We start from the raw sequence: 2908 nt of genomic DNA, 5'->3' as shown, positions 1-2908 counted from the left end.
GGCGGAGGCGATCCGCTGTTCCAGCGGAGCGTCCGGGTTTGGCTGTTGGGCCTTGGTGGTAGTCGATTGCTGTACCTGGGCCGTACGCGGCTGGGCGGGTTGGGAGTCCGTGGCCGCGACGGCGACGCCAGGTGTGGAAATGAGCGTCATGGAAGCGAGCAGGGCCATCGGGGCAGCACGCTTCAGTTGGTGACGCGCACGCATGTGCGACTCCAATGATGTCGGGGAAACGGTGGCCGTCGGTGGGGGGCCGACGGACACCTGGGTTCGGGGCTGTCGCGACTATGCGCAGCGGCGCGCGGGGCACTCCACAAAACTTGACGCTTGCCACAACGATTCGGTTACGGAATAGCGCCCGATCCCGTGTTGGTGCTTGACTGCATACTCTCTGCTGGTCACAGAGGTGCTGGAGTCCGCGGAGCCCCGCGCGTGGGGGATGTGGCCGCCGTGAAGGTGGGGACACTCCGGGGCCGCTCGAACGGGTCAACCCGCGGGTGGCGCCGGGCCAACGTGGGCTGTGCGGGTACGGGACAGGGATGGACCGCATCAGCGACGTGTGGGGCACCCGGACGCCGTTCGCCCGGGACGCCGCCTGGCCCGTGCGCGTGGACACACACCTGGACGACGGGGTCACCGAGGACGACGTGGAGCGTTGGGTGCGGTCCGCGTGCGTGCTGTGCAGCAACGGGTGCGCGTGCGACATCGCCGTCTCCGGTGGTCGGATGGTGGGCGTGCGCGGCGTGGCGGGGGACGTGGTCAACCACGGCAGGCTCGGCCCGAAGGGGCTCTACGGCTCGTGGCGGTGGAGCGGGACCGACCGGCTGACCCGCCCCCTGGTGCGCGAGGGCGGCGAACTCGTCGCGACCGACTGGGACACCGCGATGGAGCGCGTCGTCGGCCGGTCCCGGGAGCTGCTCGACGAGGTGGGGCCGCTGTCGCACGGCTTCTACACGACCGGCCAGCTCTTCCTGGAGGAGTACTACACCCTCGCCGTGCTCGGAAAGGGTGGCCTCGGCACCCCGCACATGGACGGCAACACCCGGTTGTGCACCGCGACCGCGGCGGCCGCGATGAAGGAGAGCTTCGGCTCGGACGGCCAGCCCGGCAGCTACACCGACATCGACAGTTGTGACGCACTGTTCTGCTTCGGGCACAACATGCCGGAGACCCAGACGGTGCTGTGGACCCGCGTGCTCGACCGGATTGCGGGCGCCGACCCGCCCCGTGTCGTCGCCGTCGACCCGCGGCGCACGGCGGTGGCCGAGGCCGCAGAACGCACCGGTGGGGTGCACCTGGCACCGTTGCCGGGCACCAACCAGGCGTTGTTGAACGGGCTGGTGCGCGAGATCGTCGTGCAGGGGTGGCTGGACCGCGACTACGTCGACGCGCACACGCTCGGTTTCGACGAGCTCGCCGAGACGGTGCGCGAGTACGCGCCCGAACGGGTCGCCGGGATCTGCGGGGTCGATGCCGACGACGTGCGGGCCGCCGCCCGTGTCTTCGGCACCTCGGACCGGGTCCTGTCCACGGTGTTGCAGGGCTTCTACCAGTCGCACCAGGCCACGGCCGCGTCCTGCCAGGTGAACAACCTGCACCTGCTGACCGGCCGGATCGGCAGGCCGGGGTGCGGGGTGTTGCAGATGAACGGCCAGCCGACCGCCCAGAACACCCGCGAGTGCGGGGCCGACGGTGATCTCCCCGGCTTCCGCAACTGGCACAATCCCGAACACGTGCGCGAGCTGGCGCGGTTGTGGCGGGTCGACCCGTTGCGGATCCCGCACTGGTCCCAGCCGACGCACGCCATGCAGATCTGGCGTTACGCGGAGCAGGGCTCGATCCGGTTCCTCTGGATCTCGGGCACGAACCCGGCGGTGTCCCTGCCGGACCTGGGCCGGGTGCGCGACATCCTCCGGAATCCGAACCTGTTCGTGGTGGTGCAGGACGGGTTCCGCACCGAGACCACCGAGTACGCCGACGTGGTGCTGCCCGCGGCGCTCTGGGGCGAGAAGCAGGGCACCTACACCAACGTGAACCGGACCGTGCACCTCTCGGACAAGGCCGTCGACCCACCCGGTGCGGCGCGCAGCGATCTGGACATCTTCCTGGACTACGCCGGGCGGATGGACCTGCGGGACGACGAGGGCGGTCCGCTGATCCGGTGGAGCGATCCGGAGGGCGCCTTCGAGGCGTGGAAGGAGTGCACCCGCGGCAGGCTGTGTGACTACACAGGACTGTCGTACGCGAAACTCCGGGCGGGAACGGGAATCCCGTGGCCGTGCAACGAGGAGCACCCCGACGGGTGTGACCGGCTGTACGCCGACGGCGTGTTCCCCACCGACCCGGAGGTGTGCGAGAGCTTCGGGCACGACCTCGTCACCGGCGCGGCGGTCGGACCCCAGCGGTACCGCGCGGCGCAGCCGGACGGCCGCGCGTTCCTGCGGCACGCCCCGTACGTCCCGCCCCCGGAGGTTCCCACGGCCGAGCGGCCGTTCGCCTGCGTGAGCGGGCGCACGGTGTACCAGTTCCACACCCGGACCAAGACCGCACGGTCCCGTCCCCTGCACGAGGCGGCACCGGGTCCCTGGGTCGAGCTGTCCCGTTCGGACGCGAACCGGCTCGGTGTGGCCGAGGGCGACCTCGTGCGGGTGGCCTCCGCCCGCGGCACCCTCGACCTCCCGGCGCGGGTGGGCAGGGGCCGGGACGGCGTGGTGTTCGTCCCGTTCCACTACGGCTACTGGGACACCGGCTCGGTCGCGGCGCCCGACGGGGACGCGCGGGCGGCCAACGAACTGACCATGGACGGCTGGGATCCGGTGTCGAAACAACCGTACTTCAAGATCACCGCGGCGTCGGTGACCCGGCTGTCGCCGGCGGACGGCGCGGCACCGGCACCGACGACGACCGCCTC

General features: G+C 71.1%; 1 protein-coding gene. It reads left to right on the top strand.

Annotation, left to right across the window (positions count from 1 at the left end; genetic code table 11):
* Positions 1-536: 536 nt before the first annotated feature.
* The coding region (locus ACTIR_RS0118340; RefSeq protein ID WP_026455374.1) for a molybdopterin oxidoreductase family protein at positions 537-2908 on the top strand (2372 nt) is incomplete at its 3' end.

The organism is Saccharomonospora iraqiensis subsp. iraqiensis, from assembly GCF_000430445.1.
Taxonomy (GTDB): Bacteria; Actinomycetota; Actinomycetes; order Mycobacteriales; family Pseudonocardiaceae; genus Saccharomonospora; species Saccharomonospora iraqiensis.
This window is presented reverse-complemented; position numbering and strand designations above follow the sequence as displayed.